The sequence below is a fragment of the Gammaproteobacteria bacterium genome (genome assembly GCA_015709695.1).
In the GTDB taxonomy this organism is placed as follows: Bacteria; Pseudomonadota; Gammaproteobacteria; order Steroidobacterales.
Genome location: CP054183.1, coordinates 2,075,465 through 2,097,475 on the forward strand (window position 1 = coordinate 2,075,465; position 22,011 = coordinate 2,097,475).

Annotated in this window: 17 protein-coding genes; 8 read left to right on the forward strand and 9 right to left on the reverse strand. The window is 68.6% G+C overall.

Going from position 1 to position 22,011, the window contains the following annotated elements:
* Positions 1 to 29 precede the first annotated feature (29 nt).
* Positions 30 to 2,396 carry a phosphoketolase family protein gene (locus HRU81_09675; protein QOJ32353.1) on the reverse strand — a complete coding sequence of 789 codons (2,367 nt, stop codon included), beginning with the start codon at positions 2,394 to 2,396 and terminating at the stop codon, positions 30 to 32.
* 158 nt (positions 2,397 to 2,554) lie between these two features.
* On the opposite strand from HRU81_09675, the gene HRU81_09680 reads away from it, so the two are divergent.
* From HRU81_09680 to pflA, 8 genes are all read left to right on the forward strand, one after another.
* The gene (locus HRU81_09680; protein QOJ32354.1) at positions 2,555 to 4,108 is read left to right on the forward strand and encodes a lytic transglycosylase F; all 1,554 of its coding nucleotides are present in this window, start codon (positions 2,555 to 2,557) and stop codon (positions 4,106 to 4,108) included.
* A complete protein-coding gene (locus tag HRU81_09685) occupies positions 4,095 to 6,614 on the forward strand; it encodes a glycogen/starch/alpha-glucan phosphorylase (GenBank protein QOJ32355.1) in 2,520 nt (839 codons plus the stop codon). Before HRU81_09680 ends, HRU81_09685 begins: the two co-directional genes overlap by 14 nt.
* Before the next feature lie 131 nt (positions 6,615 to 6,745).
* Positions 6,746 to 8,353 (forward strand): L-serine ammonia-lyase, encoded by a 1,608-nt coding sequence (locus HRU81_09690; GenBank protein QOJ32356.1) that lies wholly within the window; start codon positions 6,746 to 6,748, stop codon positions 8,351 to 8,353.
* A gap of 123 nt (positions 8,354 to 8,476) precedes the next feature.
* Positions 8,477 to 9,652 (forward strand): MFS transporter, encoded by a 1,176-nt coding sequence (locus HRU81_09695; GenBank protein QOJ32357.1) that lies wholly within the window; start codon positions 8,477 to 8,479, stop codon positions 9,650 to 9,652.
* Positions 9,649 to 10,593, forward strand: coding sequence for a bifunctional enoyl-CoA hydratase/phosphate acetyltransferase (locus HRU81_09700; protein ID QOJ32358.1), 945 nt, complete (start codon positions 9,649 to 9,651; stop codon positions 10,591 to 10,593). The genes HRU81_09695 and HRU81_09700 overlap by 4 nt, the downstream gene beginning before the upstream one ends.
* Positions 10,594 to 10,600: 7 nt before the next feature.
* Positions 10,601 to 11,818 carry an acetate/propionate family kinase gene (locus tag HRU81_09705; GenBank protein QOJ32359.1) on the forward strand — a complete coding sequence of 406 codons (1,218 nt, stop codon included), beginning with the start codon at positions 10,601 to 10,603 and terminating at the stop codon, positions 11,816 to 11,818.
* Positions 11,815 to 14,085, forward strand: coding sequence for a formate C-acetyltransferase (pflB, locus tag HRU81_09710; protein ID QOJ32360.1), 2,271 nt, complete (start codon positions 11,815 to 11,817; stop codon positions 14,083 to 14,085). The genes HRU81_09705 and pflB overlap by 4 nt, the downstream gene beginning before the upstream one ends.
* A 46-nt stretch (positions 14,086 to 14,131) precedes the next feature.
* Positions 14,132 to 14,920 carry a pyruvate formate lyase-activating protein gene (gene pflA / locus HRU81_09715; protein ID QOJ33359.1) on the forward strand — a complete coding sequence of 263 codons (789 nt, stop codon included), beginning with the start codon at positions 14,132 to 14,134 and terminating at the stop codon, positions 14,918 to 14,920.
* A 22-nt stretch (positions 14,921 to 14,942) separates the two neighbouring features.
* Here the strand turns inward: pflA and HRU81_09720 are convergent, their stop codons facing one another.
* From HRU81_09720 to aspT, 8 genes are all read right to left on the reverse strand, one after another.
* Entirely contained in the window at positions 14,943 to 15,590 is a 648-nt protein-coding gene (locus HRU81_09720; protein ID QOJ32361.1) for a hypothetical protein, read from the reverse strand.
* Positions 15,587 to 16,015 (reverse strand): hypothetical protein, encoded by a 429-nt coding sequence (locus tag HRU81_09725; GenBank protein QOJ32362.1) that lies wholly within the window; start codon positions 16,013 to 16,015, stop codon positions 15,587 to 15,589. Before HRU81_09725 ends, HRU81_09720 begins: the two co-directional genes overlap by 4 nt.
* A complete protein-coding gene (locus HRU81_09730) occupies positions 16,002 to 16,910 on the reverse strand; it encodes a VOC family protein (protein QOJ32363.1) in 909 nt (302 codons plus the stop codon). Before HRU81_09730 ends, HRU81_09725 begins: the two co-directional genes overlap by 14 nt.
* 20 nt (positions 16,911 to 16,930) lie before the next feature.
* Positions 16,931 to 17,995 carry a calcium/proton exchanger gene (gene cax / locus HRU81_09735; GenBank protein ID QOJ32364.1) on the reverse strand — a complete coding sequence of 355 codons (1,065 nt, stop codon included), beginning with the start codon at positions 17,993 to 17,995 and terminating at the stop codon, positions 16,931 to 16,933.
* Positions 17,996 to 18,029: 34 nt separating this feature from the next.
* On the reverse strand, positions 18,030 to 18,854 hold the full coding sequence (locus tag HRU81_09740; protein QOJ32365.1) for a hypothetical protein: 825 nt from the start codon (positions 18,852 to 18,854) through the stop codon (positions 18,030 to 18,032).
* A gap of 43 nt (positions 18,855 to 18,897) precedes the next feature.
* On the reverse strand, positions 18,898 to 19,965 hold the full coding sequence (gene ydiK / locus HRU81_09745; protein QOJ32366.1) for an AI-2E family transporter YdiK: 1,068 nt from the start codon (positions 19,963 to 19,965) through the stop codon (positions 18,898 to 18,900).
* A gap of 31 nt (positions 19,966 to 19,996) precedes the next feature.
* Positions 19,997 to 20,206 (reverse strand): YgdI/YgdR family lipoprotein, encoded by a 210-nt coding sequence (locus tag HRU81_09750; protein ID QOJ33360.1) that lies wholly within the window; start codon positions 20,204 to 20,206, stop codon positions 19,997 to 19,999.
* Positions 20,207 to 20,313: 107 nt separating this feature from the next.
* Positions 20,314 to 22,005 (reverse strand): aspartate-alanine antiporter, encoded by a 1,692-nt coding sequence (aspT, locus tag HRU81_09755; protein ID QOJ32367.1) that lies wholly within the window; start codon positions 22,003 to 22,005, stop codon positions 20,314 to 20,316.
* Positions 22,006 to 22,011 lie beyond the last annotated feature (6 nt).

The window sequence follows — 22,011 nt, forward strand, 5'->3', positions numbered from 1 at the left end:
GCCTGGCGTCCGCCGTCCGCGCCACGGACTCAGTACGGCCAGATCCAGTGCGCGAGTTCCGGCCGGTCTGTGCCGTGCTCGTGCGCGTAGCGCATGTTTTCGATGATGGCGTTCTTCATCTCCTCCTTGAGGTGAGCCGCCCTGGTGCGCAGTTTCGGCACGCGGTCGATCACGTCGATGACCAGGTGGAAGCGCGAGGTCTCGTTGAGCATCGCCAGCTCGAGCGGGGTGTTGATGTTGCCCTTCTCCTTGTAGCCGCGCACGTGCATGTTGTCGTGCCCCCTGAAGCGGTAGGCGAGCTTGTGGATCAGCCAGGGATAGCCATGGAAGTTGAAGATGATCGGCTTGTCGGTGGTGAACAGGCTGTCGAACTCCCGTTCCGTGGAACCGTGCGGGTGCTCGGAGACCGGTTGCAGCCTGAACAGATCGATGACGTTGACGAAACGCAGCTTCAGGTCCGCTGCCCGTTCCCGGAGGATCGCCGCGGCCGCCAGCGCTTCCATGGTGGCGACATCACCGCAGGACGCCAGCACCACGTCGGGTTCCTCGCCGGCATCCGTGCTCGCACGCGCCCAGATGCCCAGCCCCTTGGCGACGTGGATGATCGCCTCGTCGATCGCCATGAACTGCAGGTGCTTCTGCTTGTCGGCCACGATGACGTTGATGCAGTCGGTGCTGCGCAGGCAGCGATCGGCGACGGCGAGCAGCGTGTTGGCGTCGGGGGGCAGATACACCCGCGTCACGGACGGACCCTTGTTGGTGACGAGGTCGATGAAGCCGGGATCCTGGTGGGAGAATCCGTTGTGGTCCTGGCGCCAGACCGTCGAGGACAGCAGGATGGTTTCCGAGGAAACCGGCACCCGCCAGGGCACGTGGTTCTTGCAGATGTCGAGCCACTTGGCGTGCTGGTTGAACATCGAGTCGATGACGTGGGCGAAGGCCTCGTAGGTATGGAAGAACCCGTGCCGGCCGGTGAGCAGGTAGCCCTCCAGCCAGCCGAGCAGCGTGTGTTCGGAGAGCATCTCCATCACGCGCCCGTCGCGGGACAGTTCCCCGCCATCGGCATCTTCCGGCAGCAGGTCCGCCATCCAGGTCTTCTTGCTCGCCGCGTAGATGGCCTGAAGCCGGTTCGAGGCAGTTTCGTCCGGGCCGAAGACGCGGAAGCTCGTCATGTTGTCCTTCATGATGTCGCGCAGGAATTCGCCGAGCGGCCTGGTGTTCTCGTGCTCCACCGCGCCGCGTGACGGCACCTTGACCGCATACTTGCGGAAATCGGGCAACCTCAGCTCCTTGCGCAGCAAGCCGCCATTCGCATGCGGGTTGGCGCTCATGCGGCGCGTGCCCTTCGGCGAGAGGGCCCGGAGTTGCGGAACCAGCCGGCCTGCCGCATCGAACAGCTCCTTCGGCTTGTAGCTGCGCAGCCAGCTTTCCAGCAGCCTGAGGTTCGCCGGGTTGTCCCGCACGTCGGAGATCGGCACCTGGTGCGAACGCCAGGAGCCCTCGACCTTGTGCCCCTTGATGGACTTCGGCCCCGTCCAGCCCTTCGGGGTGCGCAGCACGATCATGGGCCAGCGCGGGCGGAATGCCTTTCCGGCCTTGCGGGCCTTCTGCTGCAGCGCGCGGATCTCGCCGATCGCCTGCTCGAGGGTGGCCGCCATTTTCTGGTGCATGCCGGCGTGATCGTCGCCCTCGACGAAAAAGGGCTTGTAGCCGTAGCCGATGAACAGCGCTTCCAGTTCCTCGTGGCTGATGCGCGCGAGAATGGTCGGATTGGCGATCTTGTAGCCGTTGAGGTTCAGGATCGGCAGGACCGCCCCGTCACGAACGGGATTGATGAACTTGTTGGAATGCCAGGCCGTGGCGAGCGGGCCGGTCTCCGCCTCGCCGTCACCGACGACGCAGGCAACGATGAGATCGGGATTGTCGAGGGCCATGCCGTAGGCATGCGAGAGGCTGTAGCCCAGTTCGCCGCCCTCGTGGATCGAGCCCGGGGTTTCCGGCGTGACGTGGCTGCCGATGTGGCCGGGAAACGAGAACTGCTTGAAGAACTTCTGCATGCCCTCCGCATCCTGGCTCTTGTCGGGATAGATCTCGGAATAGGTGCCCTCGAGATAGGCCGGTCCAAGCACCCCGGGGGCGCCGTGGCCGGGCCCGGCGACGAAGAGCATGTCGAGGTCGTGCCTGACGATCATGCGATTGAGATGCGCCCAGACGAAGGACAGCGCGGGGCTCGCGCCCCAGTGACCGAGCAGTCGGTGCTTGACGTGCTCCGGCTTCAGCGGCTCCCTGAGCAGCGGGTTGTCCCTGAGATAGATCATGCCGACCGCCAGATAATTGCAGGCGCGCCACCAGGCATCGATCAGCTCGAGATCCTTCTTAGTCAATGGCTTCTCCATGGCTCCTCCTTCGCTGCAGGCCGTCGTGAGCGGACGGGCATTGCCGACGGCCCAACGATACTCCTGGAACCAGCCGTCCGAGGAGAAGCGGCCGGCCCTATACTGGACCCACCCGGCGCGCAGGCCGGGGACGCGTCGGTCATTGGGAGCGCATGTCGATGGCCCCGGCAATCCGGACTGCCTGTTGCATCGTCCTGGCGCTGCTGGCAGCGGCCGGCATCGCCGCCTGCGACCGCGAGGCCGGGCCACCGCCGCCAACGGAGGCGCCGTCCGTCGCGACGGCACCGGCGGATGCGCCTGCGGTGACGCCTGCGGCAGACGGCGGTGTCACGCCGCTGCTCGACCTCGACACCGAGCAATACCTCGATCTCCACCGGGCCTGGCACGGCGACTACGACGCCGTGGCCTCGGGCGAGCGCCGCTTCATCCGCGCCCTCGTTCCCTACAGCAGGACGCTCTACTTCCTGTCGCAGGCGGAACAGGCCGGCGTCGCCTTCGAGGCGCTGCGCGAATTCGAGCGCGCGCTCGCCGCGAAGGCGCCGAAGGGTGCCACACCACCCAGGATCGTCATCATTCCGACAAGCCGTGATCGCCTGCTGCCGGCCCTCGCAGAGGGACTGGGCGATATCGCCGTCGGCGGCCTGACCATCACGCCGGAACGGGCCCGTCTCGTGGCATTCTCCGTGCCCACCCTGGACGATGTCCGGGAGGTACTGGTCACCGGCAAGGCGGATCCGCGTCCGGTGACGCGCATCGAGGACCTCGCGGGTCGCGAGATCCACGTGCGCCGCTCGAGTTCCTACCACCACAGCCTCACGCAGCTGGCCGGGAGGCTGAAGGCTGCGGGCCTCGAGCCACCGCACATCGTCGGCGCCGACGAGCTGCTCGAAACCGAGGACCTGCTGCAGATGGTGGACGCGGGCGTCATCCCGGCCACCGTCGCCGACGCCCACATCGCCCGCGCCTGGGCCGGCGCCTATGACGGCATCGCCGTCCACGAGGACATCGTGCTCAGCTCGGGCGGCCACCTGGCCTGGGCAGTGCGGCAGGACGCGCCGCAACTGCTGGCGGCAGTCAACGACTTCGTGCGCAGGCATCGCGAGGGCACGCTGTTCGGCAACGTGCTGCTCAAGCGCTACCTCGACCCCGCTGCCCGCCTGCGCAATCCGGGGACCGCCGAGGAAGTGCGCAGGTTCCGCGCCATCGTCGATTACCTGAAGCGCTATGCGGGCCAGTACGACTTCGACTGGCTGCTGATCGGTGCCCAGGCCTACCAGGAGTCGCAGCTCGACAACGCCAGGCGCAGCGCGGCAGGCGCCGTGGGCGTCATGCAGATCAAGCCGGCGACGGCTGCCGATATGGGTATCCGCGACATCAGGCCCGTGGACCGCAACATCGAGGCCGGCGTGAAGTACCTGCGTTTCATGACCGACCGCTATTTCGACGATCCAGGCATCGACCGCCTCAATCGCACCCTGCTGGCCATGGCGTCCTACAACGCAGGCCCGGCAAGGGTGGCGCAGCTGCGCCAGGAGGCCGGCGAGCGCGGCCTCGACCCGAACGTCTGGTTCCGCAACGTCGAAGTGGTGGCTGCGCGGCGCATCGGACGGGAGACGGTGGATTACGTGAGCAACATCTACAAGTACTATGTCGCCTACAAGGCCATCTCCGCCGCGGAGCAGGCGCGACAGGGCAGGGATGGTGGTGGCTAGCGCCGCCCCGAGCGAGGAGCTGAAATTGGCACCCGAATCCGTACGCACCGGCCTGAGCGCGGATGCCATCCGCCAGTCCGTCCTCGACAACCTCGCGCTGCTGCAGGCGCGCTTCCCCGAGATCGCCACGCCGTGGAACTGGTACATGGCGCTGGGCTACAGCGTGCGCGACCGGCTGCTGGCACGCTGGATCGCCTCCGTGAAGGCCTACGCCGCACCCGACGTGAAGGTGGCCTGCTACCTCTCCGCCGAGTTCCTCATCGGCCCGCAGCTCGCCAGCAACCTGCTCAATCTCGGCATCGGGGACGAGGTGCGCGAGGCCATGCACGCGCTGGACCAGGACCTCGACGCGCTGATCGCCCTGGAGGCCGAGCCCGGCCTCGGCAACGGCGGCCTCGGCCGCCTCGCGGCCTGCTTCCTCGACTCGCTCGCCACGCTGGAGGTGCCGGCCATCGGTTACGGCATCCGCTACGAATTCGGCATCTTCGAGCAGGGCATCCGTGATGGCTGGCAGGTGGAGCGCACGGACAAATGGCTGCAGCGGGGCACACCCTGGGAGGTCATGCGGCCGGAGGTGGCCTACACGGTGAACTTCAACGGCTACACCACGGCCGACGACAGCGCCGGCCAGCACCGCGTGCGCTGGGTACCGGGCCGGCAGGTACGGGGTGTCGCCTGTGACATCCCGGTGCCGGGCTATCGCGTGGAAACCTGCAACACGCTGCGCCTGTGGAAAAGCGAGGCGGTGGAATCCTTCGACCTGGAGGATTTCCAGGTGGGCGACTACTACGGCGCGGTGGCGGAGAAGGTCACTTCAGAGACCCTGTCGAAGGTGCTCTACCCGAACGACGAGCCCGAAATCGGCAAGCGGCTGCGGCTGGCGCAGCAGTATTTCTTCACCTCCTGCTCGCTGCAGGACATGCTGCGACAACTGGAGATGAAGGGCCAGCCGGTGACGCGCTTCGCCGACCTCTGCGCCGTGCAGCTGAACGACACGCACCCGTCGATCGCCGTGGCCGAGCTGATGCGCCTGCTGGTGGACGAGCACGGCCTGCCCTGGGACGATGCCTGGGACATCACCCGCCGGGCCCTCGCCTACACCAACCATACCCTGCTCCCCGAAGCGCTGGAGACCTGGGACCTGGCACTGTTCCGCGACCTGCTGCCACGCCCGCTGGAGATCATCTTCGAGATCAACCGCCGCTTCCTCGACGAGGTGCGCCGGCGCCACCCCGGCGACGCGGAGCGGGTACGGCGCATGTCGCTGATCGACGAGGCCGGTGGCAGGCGCGTGCGCATGGCGCACCTGGCCACCGTGGGCAGCCACGCCATCAATGGCGTGTCGGCGCTGCATTCGGAACTGTTGCGCAGGACGGTGCTCTGCGACTTCGCCGGCATGTGGCCGGAGCGCTTCAGCAACGTCACCAACGGGGTCACCCCACGGCGCTTCCTGCTGCTGGCCAACCCGCCCCTGGCGGGGCTGCTCGACGAGGCCGTCGGCGATGGCTGGGCCACCGATCCGCGCCGGCTGCAGGGACTGGAACGGCTGGCCGGCGACAGCGCCTTCCAGGCGCGCTGGCGCGCGGCGCGGCAATGGAGCAAGGAACGGCTGGCGGGCCGCATCCGCGAGGCGACCGGCGCGGCCGCCGATCCGGCCGCGCTGTTCGACGTGCAGGTCAAGCGCATCCACGAGTACAAGCGCCAGCACCTCAACGTGCTGCACATCATCACGCTGTACCAGCGCCTGCTGCGGAACCCCGGGCTCGACATCGCGCCGCGCTGCTTCGTGTTCGCGGGCAAGGCGGCCCCCGGCTACCGCATGGCCAAGCTCATCATCCGCCTGATCAACGGCGTGGCGGACGTGATCAACAACGACCCCGCCGTGCGCGGGCGCCTGCTGGTGGCATTCCTGCCGAACTTCAATGTCAGCAGTGCCCAGCACATCTATCCCGCGGCCGATCTCTCCGAGCAGATCTCCACTGCCGGCAAGGAGGCTGCCGGCACCGGCAACATGAAGTTCATGATGAACGGCGCCCTCACCATCGGTACCCTGGATGGCGCCAACGTGGAAATCCGCGATGCCGCCGGCCACGACAATTTCTTCCTCTTCGGCCTCGACGCCGCCGGGACGGCAGCCCTGCGCGCCGGCGGCTACCGGCCACGGGAGTGGTACGAGCGGGATGCCGAGCTGCGCGGGGCACTCGATGCCCTGGGCGACGGCAGCTTCGCGCGCGGCGACACCACGCTGTTCCGCCCCCTGCTCGACCACCTGCTCGCACAGGACGACTACCTGCTGCTGGCGGACTACCGGGCCTACCTCGATGCCCAGGCCGCCGTCGACCAGGCTTTCCACGATCGGTCACGGTGGACCCGCATGTCCATACTCAACACGGCACGCAGCGGGTACTTTTCCTCGGACCGGGCCATCAGGGAATACTGCAGCGGCATCTGGAACGTGCGGCGCATGCCTGCCGCCGGGAAGGCGAAGCCCGCCACGCCTGCCTGAGTGCCAGCGGGGTAAAACCGCTTGCTCCAAGGTTTTTTCCGGAGCACCTTGGCGACGCAGTGGACGACAGCCGTCACGTTGCTGTTCGTACCCACTGACGGATGTGACAGGAACCTCGAAGGAGCCGGACCATGACCGCGAGCCGCGACCCCAACGCTGACGCCGTATTTGCCGACGCTGCCTATGACGCCGCCATCGTCCCCGAGGGCGTCGACCGTCGCACGTTCCTGATGCGCAGCGCGGTGATCGGCGCCGCGGCCGTGATGACCGGGCGTGTGGTCTCCGCCGCCGAACAGAAGGCCGCGGCCACCGCCCCACCACCGACCGTAACCCTCTCACCCAGCCTCAACGTGGTAAAGCAGTCCAAGGGCCCGGTCATGACGGTGATCGACGAGTTCTACAAGGTGGGACCCGGCCCCTCCAGTTCCCACACCATCGGCCCCATGCGCATCACCTACGACTTCTACCAGCGTTGCAGCAAGCTGCCGCCCGGGCAGCTGGCCAAGGCGACGTCACTGAAAGTGCATCTCTTCGGCAGCCTCAGCGCCACGGGCAAGGGCCATGGCACCGAGCGCGCCGCGCTGGCCGGCATCGTCGGCAAGGAACCGGCCACGGTGGAGCCGGCCTTTCTCGACGGCCTGGCAGAGAAGCCGGACCAGGTCTTTCCCGTCAAGCTCGGCGGCAAGACCATCGAGGCCTCGCTCAAGGACATCGTCTACGACGCCCCCAAGGGGGACTTCCCGCATCCGAACACCATGACCTGCAGGCTGATGGCCGGCGACCAGGTGCTGCTGGAGCAGGAGTACTACTCCGTGGGCGGCGGCTTCATCGAGTGGAAGGGCTATCAGCCGCCGAAGAAGGGCCAGCCGAAGTACCCCTACGCCACCATGGCCGAGCTGCAGGCACACGCCACGAAGAACAAGCTGTCGATCGCCCAGGTGGCCATGGCCAACGAGGTCGCGGTATCCGGCAGGAGCGAGGCCGAGATCAACGCCTTCCTCGACAAGATTCTCAACGCGATGGTCAACATCGTGAAGTCGGGCCTCGATGCCCCGTCCGCAACGCTGCCGGGCCCCATCAAGCTCAAGACCAAGGCCGGCGAGGTCTACAAGCGCGCCATTTCCGACGACAAGTACGTGCGCGAGCAGGGCATCGGCGTCGTCGCCGCCTACGCCCTGGCCGGCTCCGAGGAGAATGCACGCGGCCACCTGGTCGTGACGGCACCCACGGGCGGCTCGGCCGGGGTCATCCCGGCGCTGGTCTATGCCCTGGGCGAGGGCGGCCGCAAGCTGCCGCGCGAGAAGCTGCGCGAGGGCATGCTGGCCGCCGCCTGCGTCGGCTACCTCTGCAAGCACAATGCCACGCTGGCCGGTGCCGAGGGCGGCTGCCAGGCCGAGATCGGGGTGGCTTCCGCCATGGGTGCGGCGCTGATCGCGCAGGCCCACGACCAGCCGCACCAGGTGGTGGCCAATGCCGCCGAGTCCGCGCTCGAACACCACCTCGGCATGACCTGCGATCCGGTCGCCGGGTTCGTGCAGGTGCCCTGCATCGAACGCTGCGCCTACGGCGCGGTGAAGTCATGGACCGGGTACATGATCGCGCGCAACGAAGTGCCGGCAAACCGCCGCCTCGATTTCGATACCACCGTGAACGCCATGGCGCTCACCGCGAAGGAAATGAACTCGAAGTACAAGGAGACCTCGGAAGGCGGGCTGGCCGTCTCCGTCGTGCTCTGCTGACGGCAGCAGCCGCCGGCCGAGTGTGCGGCGGTTGCCCGGGATCGGAGTTTTCATCTGAAGACGGCTGCACGCACGGCGGCGATCGCCTGGCTGATCGCTGCCGTCTATTACTTCTACCAGTACATGCTGCGCTCGGCGCCGGCGGTGATGATGCCGCAGCTGTCCGAGGCCTTCGGCATGAGCGCGATGGGCGTGGCCTCGCTCGTCGGGCTGTTCTACTACGGCTACTCGCCGTTCAGCCTGGTCGCCGGCGTCGCCATGGACCAGTTCGGGCCGCGCAAGGTGGTGCCCATCGGCGCGGCACTGGTCGGTATCGGCTCGCTGCTGTTCGCCACCGGGATCGTCGGACTGGCCGGGCCTGGCCGCCTGCTGCAGGGCGCAGGCGGTGTCTTCGCGCTGATCGGCGCGGCCTACATTGCCACCACCAATTTCCCGCCGTCGCGGGCCGCGACCCTCATTGGCGCCACGCAGATGTTCGGCATGGCGGGCGGCTCGGCCGGCCAGTTCGTCGTCGGCCCGGCCATGACCGCCGGCGCGCCCTGGAGCAGCTTCTGGTCGGCGATGGGCGTGATCGGGCTGGTCATCTCCGTGGTGCTCTACCTGCTGCTGCCGGTCCGGAGCGAGGCGCCGGCGCGCAGCGCCTGGTTGCGTGAGGCAGGTGGCGCGCTGGCCACGGTGTTCCGCAACCCGCAATCCCTGTTGTGCGGCTTCATCGCCGGGCTGCTGTTCATTCCCACGACCATCTTCGACATGGTCTGGGGCGTGAGCTACCTGCAGGAGGGCATGGGCATGGACTTCGCCGATGCGGTACTGCGCTCGGCCACCGTGCCTTTCGGCTGGATCATCGGCTGCCCCCTGCTCGGCTTCATCTCGGACCGCCTCGGGCGCCGCAAGCCGGTGATTCTCGCCGGCGCACTGGGCCTGCTCGGTTGCCTGGCCTGGATCCTCTACGGCCCAAGGGACCTGCTGCCGCCGTACCTGCTGGGCCTCGCCACGGGTGTGACCTCCGGCGCAGCCATGCTGCCCTATACGGTCATCAAGGAAGCCAATCCCGCGCCGTTGAGCGGGACCGCCACCGGCGTGGTCAATTTCCTCAATTTCACGTTCAGCGCACTGCTCGGCCCGGTTTTTGCCAGTGCTCTGCACCGCGCAGCAGCCGGGGCGGGCAGCAGGGAAATCGGCCACTACCAGGCGGCCTTCACGCCGATGCTCTATGGCGTCGCCCTCGCCGTCGTGCTGACATTGCTCTTGAAGGAAACCGGTCCGGCCGCCATCCGGACCAACAGGGAGAACCCATGACCGCCACGACCGGGACAGGCAAGTACGAGCGTCTGCTGGAGCGCTGCCAGGGACTGGAACCCGTGGCGACGGCGGTGGCCTATCCCTGCGAGGCCTCGGCGCTGGCCGGTGCCATCGAGGCCGGCCAGTCCGGCCTCATCCGCCCGCTGCTGGTCGGCCCCGCGGCGCGTATCCGGGAACTTGCCGCCGCACAGGGCCTGGGCCTCGACGGCGTGGAGATCATCGAATCCGCCGACGGCCCGGCAGCCGCCTCCCGCGCCGTGGCGCTGGTGCGCGAAGGCCGGGCGGAACTGCTCATGAAGGGCAGCCTGCACACCGACGAACTGCTGGGCGCGGTGGTGGCCCGGGAAACCGGCCTGCGCGCCGGCCGCCGGCTGACCCACGCCTTCATCATGGACATCCCGACCTACCACAAGGTGCTGGTGGTCACCGACGGCGCCATCAACATCGCGCCGACCCTGGAGGACAAGGTCGACATCGTGCAGAACGCCATCGATCTCGCCGTGTCCATGGGCGTGGCCGTGCCCAAGGTCGCGGTGCTGGCCGCGGTGGAAACGGTGAACTCCCGCATGCCGGCCACAGTCGATGCCGCCTGCCTGTGCAAGATGGCCGAGCGCGGGCAGATCCGCGGCGGCATTCTCGACGGCCCGCTTGCCTTCGACAATGCCATCAGCCGCGAGGCGGCCGCGGTGAAGGGCATCCGCTCGGAGGTGGCCGGCGATCCCGATATCCTGCTGGCACCGGACCTCGAGGCGGCAAACATCCTTGCCAAGCAGCTGTCGTTCCTCGCCCGGGCAGACAGCGCGGGCATCGTGCTGGGCGCGCGCGTGCCGGTCATCCTCACCAGCCGTGCCGACAGCGTGCGCTCGCGCATTGCCAGCGCGGCCGTGGCGATGCTGGTAGCCCATGCCCGGCGGCGCAACCTCCAGGGTGCCGGGTAGTGACACCATGACCGACTGCCTGCTGGTGCTCAACGCGGGCTCATCGAGCCTGAAGTTCTGCGTCTACGTGCTGCCGGCCTCCGGCGAGTGGCGGCTGGAAGCGCAGGGGCAGGTGGAAGGCATCGGCTCGCGGCCCCGCTTCAGAGCGAAGGATGGCAGCGGCCGGCCACTCGCCGGCGAGGACCTTGGCGCCAGGGTGCAGGATGCCGCCTCCGCGCTCGAGGCACTGGCGGCCTGGCTGCGGGGCCACTTCGGGCAGCCGCGACTGCTCGGCGTGGGCCATCGTGTCGTGCACGGTGGTGCGCAGCACGCCGGCCCGGCCCGGGTGACGCCGGCACTCATGGCGGAACTGCGGGCGCTGGTGCCGCTGGCACCGCTGCACCAGCCCCACAACCTCGCGGCCATCGACGCCATCGCCAGCCGCATGCCGGAGGTGCCCCAGGTGGCCTGCTTCGACACCAGCTTCCACCGCGGCCAGCCCGCGGTGGCCGAACTGGTGCCGCTGCCCGCGGAGCTGCGCAGCGAGGGCGTGCAGCGCTACGGGTTCCACGGGCTGTCCTATGAATTCATTGCCGGCGCGCTGCCGCAGGTCGCCCCCGACCTCGCCGCCGGCCGCGTCATCGTCGCCCACCTCGGCAGCGGCGCCAGCCTGTGTGCCCTGCGCGCCGGCCGCAGTATCGACAGCAGCTTCGGCTTCACGGCACTCGATGGCCTGTGCATGGGCACACGGCCAGGCGCCCTGGATCCCGGCGTGGTCCTCTACCTGTTCCAGCAGAAGGGCATGTCCGCCAGCGAGGTGGAAACCCTGCTGTACAGGCGCTCCGGCCTGCTCGGCATCTCGGGCATCAGCAACGACATGCGCGACCTGCTCGACAGCCCGGAGCCGGCCGCGAAGCTGGCCGTCGACTATTTCGTCTATCGCGCGGCACGGGAGATCGGCGGCCTGGCCGCGGTGCTGGGCGGCCTGGACGGCCTGGTCTTCACCGCCGGCATCGGCGAGAACTCCGCCGCAATCCGTGCCCGCATCTGCCGGGCCTGTGCCTGGCTGGGCATCGACCTGGACGCCGCGGCCAACGATGCCGCCCAGCCGCGCATTTCCGGCACCTCGAGCCGGGTGTCCGCCTGGGTGATTCCCACCAACGAAGAACTGATGATCGCCCGCCACACCGGCGCCCTGCTCGGCCTCGCGCCGGGGACGGGCCGCCCGCCACGGAGTCAACCATGACCGATGACAGCGCCGCCGCGCATCACTCCGCCCGCCCTGCCGCCTGGACCGGCTTCGAGGGTGGCCTGTGGGAGCAGCAGATCAACGTCCGCGATTTCATCCAGCAGAACTACGCACCCTACGAGGGTGACGCGACCTTCCTCGAAGGGGCCACGGACCGCACCCTGGCGATCTGGAAGAAGCTGCAGGACCTGTTCGTCGAGGAACGCCGCAAGGGCGTGCTCGATGTCTCGCAGGTACCGGCTTCGATAACGGCCCACGCACCCGGCTTTATCGACCGTGATCGCGAGATCATCGTCGGCCTGCAGACCGACGCGCCGCTCAAGCGTGCCATCATGCCGAACGGCGGCTTCCGCATGGTGGAGAACGCGCTCAAGGCCTATGGCTACGTGCCGGATCCGCACGTGGTGGAGGCCTTCACCCGCTACCGCAAGACGCACAACGACGCCGTGTTCGATGCCTACACCGAGGACATCCGCCGCTGCCGCAGCTCCCATGTGCTCACCGGCCTGCCGGATGCCTACGGCCGCGGCCGCATCATCGGTGACTACCGCCGCGTTGCACTGTACGGCGTGGACCGGCTGCTGGCCCACAAGAAGGCGGAGAAGGCCGCGCTGGATCCGGCCATGTCCACGGACGCGATCATCCGCGACCGCGAAGAACTCGCCGAACAGGCCCGCGCCCTCGGCGAGCTGAAGCAGATGGCGGCCGCCTATGGCTTCGACATCTCCGTCCCGGCCACCACCGCCTGCGAGGCGGTGCAATGGCTGTACTTCGGCTACCTGGCCGGGGTGAAGGAGCAGAACGGCGCGGCCATGTCGCTCGGCCGCGTCTCGACCTTCCTCGACATCTACTTCCAGCGCGACCTGGCTGCCGGCCGCCTCACCGAGCAACAGGCCCAGGAGATCATCGACGACTTCGTCATCAAGCTGCGCATCGTGCGCTTCCTGCGCACGCCCGAGTACGACGAGCTGTTCGCGGGTGATCCAACCTGGGTCACCGAGTCCCTGGCCGGCATGGGCGACGATGGCCGCACGCTCGTCACCCGCACCAGCTTCCGCCTGCTGCAGACCCTGTACAACCTCGGGCCGGCCCCCGAACCGAATCTCACGGTCTGGTACTCGCCACGCTTGCCGGACGGCTTCCGGCGCTTCGCCTCGCAGGTGGCCATCGACACCAGCTCGCTGCAATTCGAGAGTGACGAGATCATGCGCCGCGCCTGGGGCGACGACGGCGCCATCGCCTGCTGCGTCTCGCCCATGCTGCTCGGCAAGCAGATGCAGTTCTTCGGCGCGCGCGCCAACCTGGCGAAATGCCTGCTTTACGCCATCAACGGCGGCCGCGACGAGATCAGCGGCAAGCAGGTGGCGCCGCCCTGCCCTCCGGTGCAGGGCGAGGTGCTGGACTTCGACGATGTCCGCGCACGCTTCGAACAGACGATGGACTGGCTGGCGGGCGTGTACGTCAACGCCATGAACGTCATCCACTACATGCACGACAAGTACGCCTACGAACGCCTGGAGATGGCGCTGCACGACTACGCACCGCTGCGTACCATGGCCTTCGGCATGGCGGGCCTGTCGGTGGTGGCCGACAGCCTCTCGGCCATCAGGCATGCCAGGGTGAGGGTGGTGCGCGATGCCACCGGGCTGGTGACCGACTACACCATAGACGGCGAATTCCCGACCTTCGGCAATAACGACAACCGGGTGGACCAGCTGGCGGTATGGGCCGTCAGCACCTTCATGTCGAAGCTGCGCAAGTACCCCACCTACCGCAATGCGCTGCACACGCAGTCGATCCTCACCATCACCTCCAACGTGGTCTATGGCAAGGCCACCGGCAACACGCCGGACGGCCGCCGCCGGGGCGAGCCCTTCGCGCCGGGCGCCAATCCCATGCACGGCCGCGACCGGCTGGGCATCCATGCCTCGGCGGCCTCGGTCGCCAAGATCCCCTACCGCGACGCCCAGGACGGCATCTCGCTGACGACCACCCTGGTGCCGACCGGGCTGGGGCGGGTGCCGGCGGAACGGGCGGGCAACCTCACGGCGATGCTCGATGCCTTCTTCGGCGCCACCGGCTTCCACATGAACGTGAACGTGCTGAACCGCGAGATGCTGCTCGACGCCGTCGACCACCCGGAGAAGTATCCGAGCCTGACCATCCGCGTGTCCGGCTATGCGGTGAATTTCGTGCGCCTGACGCGGGAACAGCAGATGGATGTCATCAACCGGACCTTTCATGGAGCGGGCCGCCGTGAGTGAACACGAACAGCCAACGCCCGGCCTCGAGGCGGCCAGCCCTTTCGACATGCGCGTCGACCTCGGCAAGGGCCTGCCCGAGACCGACCTGCGCTCGGCACTGGCCACCGGCGACATGGGCTTCCTGCATTCCTTCACCACGGGCTCGACGCTCGATGGCCCCGGCGTGCGCGTGGTCGCCTGGACCACCGGCTGCATGTGGCGCTGCCGCTACTGCCACAATCCCGACACCTGGACGATGCGCAACGGCATCCCGGTGAGCGTCGATCGCGCGCTGCAACAGCTGGGCAAGTACCGGCAGGGCCTCAAGGTCATGGGCGGCGGCCTGACCGTCAGCGGCGGTGAGCCGCTCATGCAGCGGCGCTTCGTGGTCAAGCTGCTGCAGGGCGCCCGCGCCATGGGCATCCACACCACCATCGAGACCAACGGCTACCTCGGCGCCGAGCTGAGCGATGCCGATCTCGACTCCCTCGACCTCGTCATGCTCGGCATCAAGGCCTGGGGCGAGGAAAGGCACCGCGAGCTCACCGGCCGCGAGCCCGGGCCGACGCTGGAGTTCGCCCGGCGGCTGGCGGCCCTGGGCAAGCCGGCCTGGATCCGCTTCGTGCTGGTGCCGGGCCTCACCGATGACCCCGGCGAGATCGCCGCCATCGCCCGCTTCGCGGCGGGCCTCGGCAACGTCCAGCGGGTCGAGGTCCTGCCCTTCCACCAGATGGGCCGCTACAAGTGGCACAAGCTCGGCATGCGCTATGCACTGGAGGCGGTGGAGCCGCCCACGCCGGAGGCGGCGGAGCAGGCCTGCGCGATCTTCCGCGACGCGGGCCTGGTGGCAGCCTGAACGGGCTGCGGCCCGGGAATCGCTAGCGCAGGGCGCCCACCAGGCGCGCCACCAGTGCGGCGAGGTAGAGCTGCCCACCGATGACCTCGATGACGGCCAGGCCGCGCGCGATGTCGCTCGCCGGCAGGACGTCGCCGTAGCCGAGGGAGGCCATCGTCACGAAACTGAAGTAGACCATGGTGGCCACGGAGGCCGTGCCGGGCGTGGTCCCGGCCCCGGCCAGCATCGAGCCCGGGGAGAAGTGGTCCAGTGCCCAGTAGAGCAGCGCGAAGCAGAAGCCGGCGAGGACGTAGGCGCTGAGCGCGGCGTAGACCTGCTCGCTGCCGACTTCCCGGCCACGCAGGGCGAAGGCCAGGGCACTGGCGGCCGCCAGCAGCGCCACCAGGCCCCAGGCCACGAGGCTCGCGGCAGCCACCGCTTCTTCCGCGGCCAGGAAGCGCGTCAGCGCGATGGCGAGCAGGATGGCTGCGGCCGGCCAGCGGGCCGATGCCCGGCGCAGCGCCAGTACCGCTGCAAGCAGGTTCACCGCGATCAGCCCCTCGATGACGTCACCACCAAATCCGAGCGGGCGGACCAGCGGCGAAACCACGAGCGACGCCAGCAGCGTGTAGAACAGCACCGCATAGCGACGCGCCCCATAGGCGCCCAGCGCACGCTGCCAGGCCGTCACCGCCTGCGGCCCCCGCCCCGCCCCCCCGTCGGCATGGAACGCCGCGCCGACGGCGAGGACATGCGCGGCTGGGCGGATGGCATGCGCGATGACGTCGAGGCAGTGGGCCGCTCGGCCGGCAACGGACGCGCAGCCGGCTGCTCGCCGCCGGGTGGCAAGGCAATGGGGTGCTCGGGCGACACCGGCCCGCCCGGCGCCGCGGGCCCGTTCGGCGGCCGGGTGACGCCACCCGGTGGCGGCACCACCACGTAGCCGGGCGGCCCGTACCAGTACGCCGGGTTGTCGTACCAGGCGTGGCCGTAATAGAAGGAGGTGCCCACGGATACGCTGGAGCTGCCGCCGTAGCCGCCATCCGACGCACAGCCGGATTGCAGCGCGGCCGCGATCACCAGCATCAGGGGCGAGCAGCGCCTAGCGAGCGACATCGATGTTCCACTCCAGCAGGCCGAAGGCACCACCGGCGGGATCCGCCAGCACCGCGATGCGGCCGGCGGCGACGGCCGGATCGGCAGCGACGATCACCCGACCACCCAGGGCGACGGCGCGGCTGATCGCGGCCCCGACATCCGCCACCCGGACGAAGTACAGCCAGTCCGGCCGCAACGAACCCCGTGCCGCGGGAATCTCCACGACGCTGGCGCGCACGTAGCCGCCCGCCACCAGCAGGAAATCCGGCGTGCCGGGAAAACGGTCGTCCTGCAGCACTTCGTAGCCGGCGAGGTCCTGGTAGAAGGCCGCGGCGCGGCTGGCATCCGGGCTCTGGTAGAGCGCCCAGACCCAGTCACCGGTCCCGGCCAGGTAATCCGGGGGATCGCCTCCCTCGGCATGGATGAGGCCGAAGGGCGCGCCGTCGGGATCGGCCACCAGCGCCATGGTGCCGCGACCCGCAACCAGCCGTGCCGGTATCAGCGTCCTGCCACCTGCGGCCTCCACCCTGGCCACGGCATGCCCGACGTCGGCGACGGAGGCGTAGGCGATCCAGCGGGCGGCACGCGCCTGCGACGGCGCCGGTGCACGCTGTGCGAGGCCGGCCACCGGCGTCTCGCCGAGATATGCCAGGGAATACCCGGCCGGGCCACGCCGGGTCCCGGTCTCCCGGAACGTCCAGCCGAAGAGCCCGCCGTAGAAGCGCTGCGCCCCGGCGATGTCGGGGGTCACGAGGTCGATCCAGACGAACTTCCCCGGGTGGTATTCATGCGTCGGCGGATCGGCTACCGGGGGCAGCACGGCGCTGCCACCCCAGGCCGGCGCCAGTGCCAGCCCCAGTGCCAGTGCCAGCCCCGGGATCGCGACCACCCGCATCCATGGCCTGCAGCGCATGCCCGGCTCCTTCCGGTCCATCAGCCAGGCGCCAGGTACATCAGCAACGCGAGGACCAGGTAGACGGCCACGAGCTGCACGCCCTTGTACCAGTTCGAGCGGCCGTCCGCGCAGACCGCCGCGCCGATCAGCACGCTCAACAGCAGCGCGCCGACAGCCGTCTTGCCGAACTCGAGCCGCAGCGGCATGGGCGCCATGACGTAGCTCAGCAGCACCAGCACCGGTGCCACGAACAGCGAGATCTGCATGCAGCTGCCCAGCGCGATGCCGACGCTGAGGTCGAGGCGATCCCGGATGCCCATGGTCACCGCCGCACCGAGTTCGGCCGCACCGCCGATCACCGCCAGCAGCACCACGCCGATGAAGACCTGCGACATGCCGAGCGCCTTGCCGGTTTCTTCCGCGGCGCCGACCAGCACCTCGCTCATGAAGGCAGCGCCCACCGATGCCGCCACCAGGGTGCCCACCGCGCGGGACACGCTCCATTGCGCCTCGTGCGCCTGCGCGCCGCCGCCGGCGCTGACGAAGAGCTCGGGGTGGGTCTTGAGCATGAAGACCAGGTACAGGCCGTAGAGGGCGAGCAGCAGCACGGCGAGCCCGAGATTCAGCACATCGGACCGCAGCGCGGCGATTTCCGCCCCGAACAATCCCTCGAAGGCGCCGGGTGCCGCCAGGCACACCACGGTGATGAGCATGATGGTGCTGTAGACGCGTGCCGCACCGGCATTGAACACCTGGTCGTGCTTCTTCAGCCCGCCCAGGAAGAAGGCGAGGCCCAGTGCGAGCAGGAGGTTGGCCAGCACGGCGCCGATGATCGAGCCGAGCACCATGCCCATCAGGCCCGCCTTGAGCGCCACCGCGGCGATGATCAGCTCCGGCGCGTTGCCAAAGGTGGCGTTGAGCAGGCCACCGATGGCATCACCGGTACGCACGGCGAGTTGCTCGGTCGCGTGGACCAGAATCGCCGCGATGGGGACGAGACCCAGCGCCGCAGCGAAGAACACCAGTGGCGCACCGGCATGGGTGGCCTCCAGGGCCAGCGCCGCGGGCACGAAGACCAGCAACCAGTTCAGCGAGAACCTCATGGGGAACGGCCGCTGCAGTGCCGGGTTGCCACGCTCAGAAAGCCCCGCTGAGGAACAGCTGCGGCCCGCTGTAACGCCACTCCAGTGACCCGCGGAACCGTTCCTTGTCGACATCCAGGTTCACACGGAAGGCGTTGTAGCCAAGCCCGATGCCGAGCCACTTCCTGGGTTGCCAGACGGCAGCCACGCGGAGGTCGTCGAGGTGGCCGTCATAGGCATCGTAGGACAGCGAGAAGATCTGGGCCGAGGCGTCGAGCCAGAAGTCGCCGCCGGGATTCCACAGGCCGCGCAGGCCGAAGACCGGCAGCGGGAGATCCAGGCGGGCCGAGTCGCTGGCCGAGCGGGTACCACCCGCGCCGGCACTGAGGTCAGCCGTCAGGCCAATCTTCAGGGAAGTCCAGTGCACGCCCGCTGATGCGGCAAGCTCCCAGGTATTGCGCTTGAGGAAAGCGTACTCGTAGGCCAGCTCGTAGATCGAGAAGTCGCGCTCCATGCTGACCGAGGCACCCACCGGGTACACCTCGTCGCCCCAGTGTATTTCCTCGCTCAGGCTGCGTGTGCGGTCCGCCGAGGCATTGAACACCATGGCCCTGAGCTTGTGCCTGGCGGCAAACCGCCAGTAGGCATCGAGGCGAATGCGCGTGGCCGTGTCATCGCCGAAGTTCTTCTCGATATCCACCACGCTGCCCTGGCCCGCCTGGCCATCCAGTTCCACCGTGGTGTCGGTATTGACGATGAACGTGCCCAGCGACACGAAGAAAGGTTGTTCCAGCAGGTCGGCCTCCCCTGCCCGGGCGGTACCGGTCGCGGGCAGGGCGAGCGACAGCAGGAGTCCGAACAGGGCAGTGGGTGATCGCATCGATTCCTCCGGTCGACAAGTGGGCCGCGGCTGCCAGGGTACTTCAGGCGGATACCCGGGGCGCCTCCTGCACCCAGGCATCCACCAGCGTGTAGGTCACCGCCAGCACCACCGGGCCGACGAAGATGCCGATGAGGCCGAAGCTGAGCATGCCACCGATCACGCCGGCGAAAATCAGCAGCAGCGGCAGGTCCGCTCCGCGCTTGATCAGCACCGGGCGCACGAAATTGTCCATCAGGCCGACCACCAGGGTCCACACCAGCAGGAAGCTGCCCCAGCCGGTCGAGCCGCTGATGAACAGCCAGGCGGTGCCACCGCCGAGGATGAGGATGGGGCCGAGCTGTGCCACGCAGAGCATGAACATCACGGCCGTGAGGGCGCCGGCGAACGGCACGCCGGCCAGGGCGAGGCCGATGCCGCCCAGCGCCGACTGCAGGATGGCGGTGACGATGACTCCGAGTGCGACGCCGCGGATGGCCTGGCCCGCCAGCACGATGGCCTGTTCACCGCGAGCCTCGGCGAGCCGGCGACCGAAGGCGAGCATCCAGCGGCCCCAGCCCTCCCCGCCGGCGTAGAGCAGCGCCGAGAGGATGACGATCAGCAGGCCCTGGGCGAAGAGCAGGCCGACGGTCCCGGCCCCGCCGACGAACCAGCGGGCGATGTCGCGGATGTAAGGCTCCAGCAGCAGGGCCAGTTCGCTGAAGCCATCGCCCGCGAACTGGTTCCATGCTGCCGCGGCCCGTTCGCCCACCAGTGGCAGCCCGGCGAGCCAGGCCGGCGCCTCCCCCAGCTGCCGGGTCGTGAGCGTGGTGGCCCAGTGCGCCACATCGTCCGCGTAGCTCGCTACCGTCGCGATGGCCAGCACCAGCGGCATCACCACGACCAGCAGCATGGCCAGGGTCATGACGATGACCGCCAGGCCGCGCCGCTGCCACAGCAACGACTGCACCCGGCGCATCAGCGGCCAGGTCGCCACCACGATCATGACCGCCCAGATGAAGGCAGCGAGGAAAGGCCGCAGGATCCAGAACGAGGCCAGTGCGAGGCCACCGATGAACAGCACGCCAAGCGTGTTGCGTGCCAGGTCGACGCGGTGCGTCTCCAAGCCCATCCTCCTTTCTGGAGCCTGCAGCCCTGGTGGATCAGCGCTCCATGATCTGCTTGACGTTGTCCTTGGTGATGGTCGCCTTGCGCCCCTCGGCATCCTCGTAGCTGTACATGCCGGTCTTCTCGTCCAGCTTCGGCTTGCCGTGGGTGGTGATCATGGTGCCGTCATTGGTGCTGATGATGTACTCCGACGAGGCACAGGCCGTTGCCAGCGCCACCGCCACCACGATGAGCAATCCCCTGATGATGCGTCGCATGTCGAAAGTCCTCCTGTCCTGGTTGCAGAAATCAGACTCGTCCGGGCGTTCCGGGAACGCCTGCCGCCCGAGGTCCCGTCGCCGGGCTGCGGCGATCAGGCCATCAGCATTACCACAATCACGCCCCAGACCGTGAGCAGAATCTGGCCCACCGCATAGGTCACCGTATAGCCGAGGGCCGGCACCTTGCTGCGCGCCTCCGCCTCGATGGCGCCCAGGGCGGCAGTCGTCGTGCGGGCACCTGCCGCGGCGCCGAGCGCAATGGGTGCCGGCATGCGGAACAGGTGGCGGGCCACCAGCACCCCGACCACCAGCGGGATGGTGGTCACGGCGATGCCTGCCAGGAACAGCGACAACCCCTGCTCCTGCAATCCGCGGATGAAGCCTGGCCCGGCGCTGATGCCGACCACGGCGATGAAGGCATTGAGCCCGATGTTGTTGAACACCCAGAGCGCCGGGGCCGGAATGCGCCCGAAGGTGCGGTTGACCGAGCGCAGCCAGCCACAGACGAGGCCGGCAACCAGCGCCCCTCCGCTGGTGCTGAGGGTGAGCGGCACGCCACCGACCTGCACGCTGAGGGCACCGGCCAGCGCACCGATCGTGATGCCGATGCCCATGACGACCATGTCGGTCTCCTCGGTCGCGCGGTCGATGTAGCCGATCTGCGGTGCCACGCGCTCGACGTCGGCCTTGCTGCCGACCAGCGTCATGGTATCGCCACGGGCGAGGCGCAGGTTGGCGGTCACCGGCATGTCGACACCGGTGCGCAGCAGGCGGCGCAGGAACACGCCGCGGCCGCTCTCGGCCAGCTGCCCGGCGACCAGCTCGGCCAGCGTGCTGCCGACCAGCTCCTTGCTGGTGACGACCACGTCGAGGAGCTGGACTTCCACATCCATGAGTTCGTGATCGTCCACCTCCGGCCCGATGCGCGAACCACCCTCGACCACCACCTCGCGCCGTCCGGCAATGGCGATCACGTCACCCTTGCGCAACTCGCCCACCGTGGCGGGATCGACGAGCTGCCCGTAGCGGCGCATGCGCTGCACGAAAGTCCGCATGCCGAAGCCCGCCTCCAGCTCGGCGACGCCGCGGCCGATCCACTCGGGGTTCTCCACCCGGTAGGCGCGCATGACGAACTGCGTGTAGGCCGACATGCGGTCGTGGTTTGCGGCCAGCTGCCCACCCATTTCCGCCTCGTACTTGCGGCATTCCTCGGCGAGGTCCACGCGCAGGATGCGGGGTCCCAGCGAGGCGAGGATCCAGGCGGAACCCGCCGTGCCGAAGATGTAGGTCACCGCGTAGGCGATCGGCATCGCGTCGAGCATGGCCTGCTTCTGCCCGGGTGCGATGTCGAGCCGGCCGATGCTGTCGGCAGCCACGCCGAGCACCGCAGAAATCGTGCTGGCACCCGAAAGCAGGCCAGCCGTGCCGCCGGCGTCGTAGCCCAGCAGCCTGCCGACGACGATGGCGACGACGAGGACCACCACGCACTGCACGATGCTGAACAGCACCTGCGGCAGGCCGTCGCCCTTGAGACTGCCGAAGAACTGCGGACCAACCCCGTAGCCCACGGCGAACAGGAACATCAGGAAGAAGGTGGACTTGACGTTGCCCGAGATGCTGATCTCCAGCTGGCCAACCAGGACACCCGCCAGCAGCGTGCTGGTCACCACGCCCAGGCTGAACTTGCCGAAGCGCAGCTTGCCGAGCCAGAAGCCCAGGCCGAGGGCGAGAAAGATGGCGATCTCGGGATAGCTGCGCAGAGTCTGGACCAGCCAGTTCCACATGGTGCG

What these genes read in the sequence shown, in the direction of transcription:
- HRU81_09675 (QOJ32353.1), bottom strand. Translation starts at nt 2,396, where the DNA reads ATGGAGAAGCCATTGACTAAGAAGGATCTCGAGCTGATCGATGCCTGG.
- HRU81_09680 (QOJ32354.1), top strand. Translation starts at nt 2,555, where the DNA reads ATGGCCCCGGCAATCCGGACTGCCTGTTGCATCGTCCTGGCGCTGCTG.
- HRU81_09685 (QOJ32355.1), top strand. Translation starts at nt 4,095, where the DNA reads ATGGTGGTGGCTAGCGCCGCCCCGAGCGAGGAGCTGAAATTGGCACCC.
- HRU81_09690 (QOJ32356.1), top strand. Translation starts at nt 6,746, where the DNA reads ATGACCGCGAGCCGCGACCCCAACGCTGACGCCGTATTTGCCGACGCT.
- HRU81_09695 (QOJ32357.1), top strand. Translation starts at nt 8,477, where the DNA reads ATGCTGCGCTCGGCGCCGGCGGTGATGATGCCGCAGCTGTCCGAGGCC.
- HRU81_09700 (QOJ32358.1), top strand. Translation starts at nt 9,649, where the DNA reads ATGACCGCCACGACCGGGACAGGCAAGTACGAGCGTCTGCTGGAGCGC.
- HRU81_09705 (QOJ32359.1), top strand. Translation starts at nt 10,601, where the DNA reads ATGACCGACTGCCTGCTGGTGCTCAACGCGGGCTCATCGAGCCTGAAG.
- pflB (QOJ32360.1), top strand. Translation starts at nt 11,815, where the DNA reads ATGACCGATGACAGCGCCGCCGCGCATCACTCCGCCCGCCCTGCCGCC.
- pflA (QOJ33359.1), top strand. Translation starts at nt 14,132, where the DNA reads ATGCGCGTCGACCTCGGCAAGGGCCTGCCCGAGACCGACCTGCGCTCG.
- HRU81_09725 (QOJ32362.1), bottom strand. Translation starts at nt 16,015, where the DNA reads ATGTCGCTCGCTAGGCGCTGCTCGCCCCTGATGCTGGTGATCGCGGCC.
- HRU81_09730 (QOJ32363.1), bottom strand. Translation starts at nt 16,910, where the DNA reads ATGCGCTGCAGGCCATGGATGCGGGTGGTCGCGATCCCGGGGCTGGCA.
- cax (QOJ32364.1), bottom strand. Translation starts at nt 17,995, where the DNA reads ATGAGGTTCTCGCTGAACTGGTTGCTGGTCTTCGTGCCCGCGGCGCTG.
- HRU81_09740 (QOJ32365.1), bottom strand. Translation starts at nt 18,854, where the DNA reads ATGCGATCACCCACTGCCCTGTTCGGACTCCTGCTGTCGCTCGCCCTG.
- ydiK (QOJ32366.1), bottom strand. Translation starts at nt 19,965, where the DNA reads ATGGGCTTGGAGACGCACCGCGTCGACCTGGCACGCAACACGCTTGGC.
- aspT (QOJ32367.1), bottom strand. Translation starts at nt 22,005, where the DNA reads ATGTGGAACTGGCTGGTCCAGACTCTGCGCAGCTATCCCGAGATCGCC.